Annotated in this window: 1 protein-coding gene; it reads right to left on the reverse strand. The window is 55.7% G+C overall.

What is annotated here, in order from left to right:
* Positions 1-255 precede the first annotated feature (255 nt).
* Positions 256-512: DUF4198 domain-containing protein (locus RMSM_RS01730; RefSeq protein ID WP_040763553.1), on the reverse strand; the 257-nt coding region annotated here is incomplete at its 5' end.

Consider the following 512-nt stretch of genomic DNA (forward strand, 5'->3'; position numbering starts at 1 on the left):
TTGACGGCGGGCAACGTTCGAACGTGTCTCCACAGCTACGCCTGTCGTCGCGTTGCGACTGTCCCGGAATGGCGTCGAAATAACCACGGACTTACGTCCGTGGCTATCGCCTGCCATCGCTTCGCGATTTTGTCGTCTCCGAGTCGCAACGCGACGGCAGGATGTAGCCACGGGCGTAAGCCCGTGGATGCAAATGCAAACACGATTTGCAAAGCCCCGCAGTGGCGACTTTGTTCATCCCATGGCGTCAGCGATTTACTGAGGCAAAACCTCGAGGGTTGCGGCGTAACTTAGGCGACGCGTTTGTGCCTGGGGGATGCTCGTCTGCTCATCCGATGTGCTCGTTTCCAACCAGTACATTCCGGGTTCTGCCCAAGTCATCGTGAATTCTCCGTTGGCATCCGTCGACAAATGCGTCTCATCTTGTGCATTGCGGTAACGGGTTTCTCCCCGAATCACTTCAATCTCCAAACCCTTCATCGGTTTTCCATTGACCAGCAAACGAAACGTCG

This window comes from Rhodopirellula maiorica SM1 (genome assembly GCF_000346295.1).
Lineage (GTDB): Bacteria > Planctomycetota > Planctomycetia > Pirellulales > Pirellulaceae > Novipirellula > Novipirellula maiorica.